This is a genomic window from Janthinobacterium sp. GW460-12-1-14-LB5 (genome assembly GCF_059423585.1).
The window spans coordinates 1-3,040 of the sequence record NZ_JBWKYD010000058.1 but is presented as its reverse complement, the minus strand read 5'-3'; the positions used below and the strand labels follow the sequence as shown (position 1 = coordinate 3,040).

Here is a 3,040-nt window from a genome sequence, read left to right as displayed (position 1 = left end):
CACATCGTCAATCACTCCAAAACATCAAAGATGCTTTGACCTGAAAGTTGCTATGAAGTTTTTAAACCGTCACTAAGGCGCTCATCCCGATACTCCTTCGTCGGCACCGGATACCCCTTGATTTTCCCCGGCCACTCCGGTCGGCTCGGTCCGTAATGCGACACCACGGCCCCCACGCTGCCATCTTCATAGACGATTAGCCAGATATCGCCCGCCTTCCCATTCGGATACGGCGGAATGCTGACCGTTTCGCGATGCAAGGTCGGGTCTGGGTAAAATTGATACTTCACCACGACCTTCAAATCCGCATGCCATTTTGCCGGCACGCTGAAACAGCATATTATGCCGCCCTGCCCATATGGATCGATCGCATCGCCACCGCCGCCGCTGTTCGTATTGCCCGGATTTTCAACCGCGATGTAATTAACCTCGCGCGAAGAATAATTCAGCGCCTGAATGCTCGCGGCCATGGCCACACCGGGTAAACATGCGGCCAGCAAGATGCATCGCCATAATTGTTGCTTGAGTAACATCATCATGATTTCATCGCTATCCATAAAACCGGCGGATCAGTCCACCCTGCTTCAACCGCGCTGAAGTCACGCCCTATGCGAGCGCATTGATCCGCTCTGCAGAGCGCTGCTGCGCCAGGTAAATCTCTTCATCGAGTTTGGCTTGCGCAATATCCTGTGTTAAGTTTTCGCTCCACACGAATTCTTCGGGTGCATCTTTCGCCTGGATACCGGCCGTCGGCATACGCTGCAGCTCGTTTTCGTGCACGCTTTTCCGGAAGAAGCCGCTTTGCGGGTAATAGCCTCGGCGCAAGATATAGCCGCCACCCTCGCGCCGTGTATAGGTTTGCGTGGTGATCAGCCTGCTACGCATGTCGGCGCTGTCGGCATCCGTACGGATCGGATAGGGAGTGCCATACTGCGCTTCCTTGACCAGCGCTTCCTCTTCCGGCGTCAATGCTTCGCCATTCTTCTGTTTCAGTTGCGCGGCTTCGGTCTTTCGGCTGAGCTCATATACGCGTTTATAAAAGCCGTCTTTAGGCGGTTTATTGGCGAACGAGGCGATCCTGGCCCGCTTGTCGTATTCCGTCACTTCGCCAGCCATATAAAATCCGGCCAGGGAATCATGCACATAGTCGTCAAAAAAACGCATCACTTCGGGCGGCAGCGGTTTGGGGTGATCGAATATGTCGAGCGCAAATTCTTCCCATTTGTCCAAGAGCGTGTGGTTTTGGGCCCGATAATATTGCCAGTGGTTGATGCGCGCAATATCCCGGGCGCTGAACGGCTGGCCCTCATCGCCGTGGCGGAAGGCTTTGCGTGCGCGCAGCGCTTCCAGATCGCCTGCCAGCAAGCGGTTGTAGGACCCCAGATCCTCCCGCTCTTGCGCGTTGGCCGCCTTGAAGCTGGTCGTGGCTTCCAGTGTCTTGACGCGCACGGCGCGCCAGCGGTAATACAGTTGCATATGCTTGCTCAGCAAAGCACCTTGCTCTCCCAGCTCGGCGGTATATGCTTCCCAGGCGCTGGCAAGCTCTTGACTGACCTGGAAGTCATCTTGTACCGTCACATCCAATTCACTGAAAGGTTTCAAAGGCACGCCCTTGAGGCGCGCCTCCTTGAACATGTGCGCCAGCGGGATTTGCGACAGCAAGGCCGCTTGTCCGCCACGTCCCTTTCCCTGCTCCCCCGGACCATAGCCACCTCCCACGTCGGAGTGCACGCCAGGAAAATATATTTCCTTGATATTCCCTTCCAAGCGCGTGACGGGAAAATTCATGCGCTGCTCATGCGTGGCAATACAATGCAGGCCGGCCTGGACACAGGGCGGCAACGGCTTGAGCAATTCATTGGCCCAGGCCCAATGGCCATCGAACATCGCGCCAGGCGCGATCGTGGTTTTCGCTACAGACGCCGAGCTGCCCACGGTTGCCACCGTGTCGAAGACGCCAAGAAAATCGATGCTGGCGAGAATGCCGGCAAACTTCTGCACCTTATCTTTGGGCGGCGTGAGCAAATCGGCAAACAGCTGGCAAAACGCCACCGCTTCGGCGGCGCCACGCGAAAAACCGAACACGGACAGGGTCAGCGATGGAATGTGCGGCTTCGCTTGTGCCGCCATCGCCGCTTTGAGTTTTTCAATATGCTCAGCGAACCAGTCAGAGTGGGTCATGAAGCGCTCTCTGCCAGTTGAGGGATGCGCTACCTTTTTGTGGCCTACGTCATTATCATAAGTACGGACAAGTTCGCCAGCCTTATCTGATTTATATAATGGAGTTTCATCTCCATAAACCGTTCGATGAATTGCATTTAAAACCTGCAACAAGCCCCAGATAATACGCGGCTGCCCTCCTTTGGCAAAAGCCTTTCCCTCGTCCGATTCAGTCAATTCACCAATTTCCTTAAATGGCGTCCCAACACCAGGAATATAATATGAGAAATATCCATTTTTTATTTTATTACCAGGATATGCCGAAAATAAACGCGCCACATTACTATGACTGGCTTCATTGGCGTCTATCACAACATTATTTATAGGGGCAGGCTTCTTCGTTCTCGGATCGAGCACGCCTGTCCTAACCCCATTCCTATCGCGCTCCAGGTTATTATTGGTTCCATCAAAGAAAATTCCAACCCTCACTGGAATACTGCACGGCAAGCTATCTTTATTATCACATGCCTCCTTGGCAATTTCAGATTGCTCTTTCGTCAACGGCTTTAAAAAAAAATCGACGGGAAACGGCGCGGAATTGGGAGTTTCACTGATCATAATATCAAGGAATATTGGCAGGTTTTCCGGAGTGAAGAATAGGATGAGTTTTTGCCCCCCCTCCAGCATTTGACACGACGACTCTCACCTCATCATTGGGGAAGAAATGCATATAGATATCCCCTGGCTCATCGTATTTTTCCACTTCCACCATTTTTTCTTTAACAATATGCGTATGCCCTTCAGGCATATCCCACCGCACCAAGACGTTCATTCCTGGATGCCATACTCTCGGGATTGATGTACAGCAAATATTCGCACC

At 52.9% G+C, this 3,040-nt stretch carries 3 protein-coding genes; all 3 read right to left on the bottom strand.

What is annotated here, in order from left to right:
• Nucleotides 1-50: 50 nt before the first annotated feature.
• Complete coding sequence (locus AC07X6_RS28445; protein ID WP_494793206.1) at nt 51-539, bottom strand: DUF3304 domain-containing protein; 489 nt, start codon at nt 537-539, stop codon at nt 51-53.
• 67 nt (nt 540-606) lie between these two features.
• Nucleotides 607-2,778 (bottom strand): phospholipase effector Tle1 domain-containing protein, encoded by a 2,172-nt coding sequence (locus AC07X6_RS28440; protein WP_494793205.1) that lies wholly within the window; start codon nt 2,776-2,778, stop codon nt 607-609.
• 4 nt (nt 2,779-2,782) lie between these two features.
• The coding region (locus tag AC07X6_RS28435; protein ID WP_494793204.1) for a DUF3304 domain-containing protein at nt 2,783-3,040 on the bottom strand (258 nt) is incomplete at its 5' end.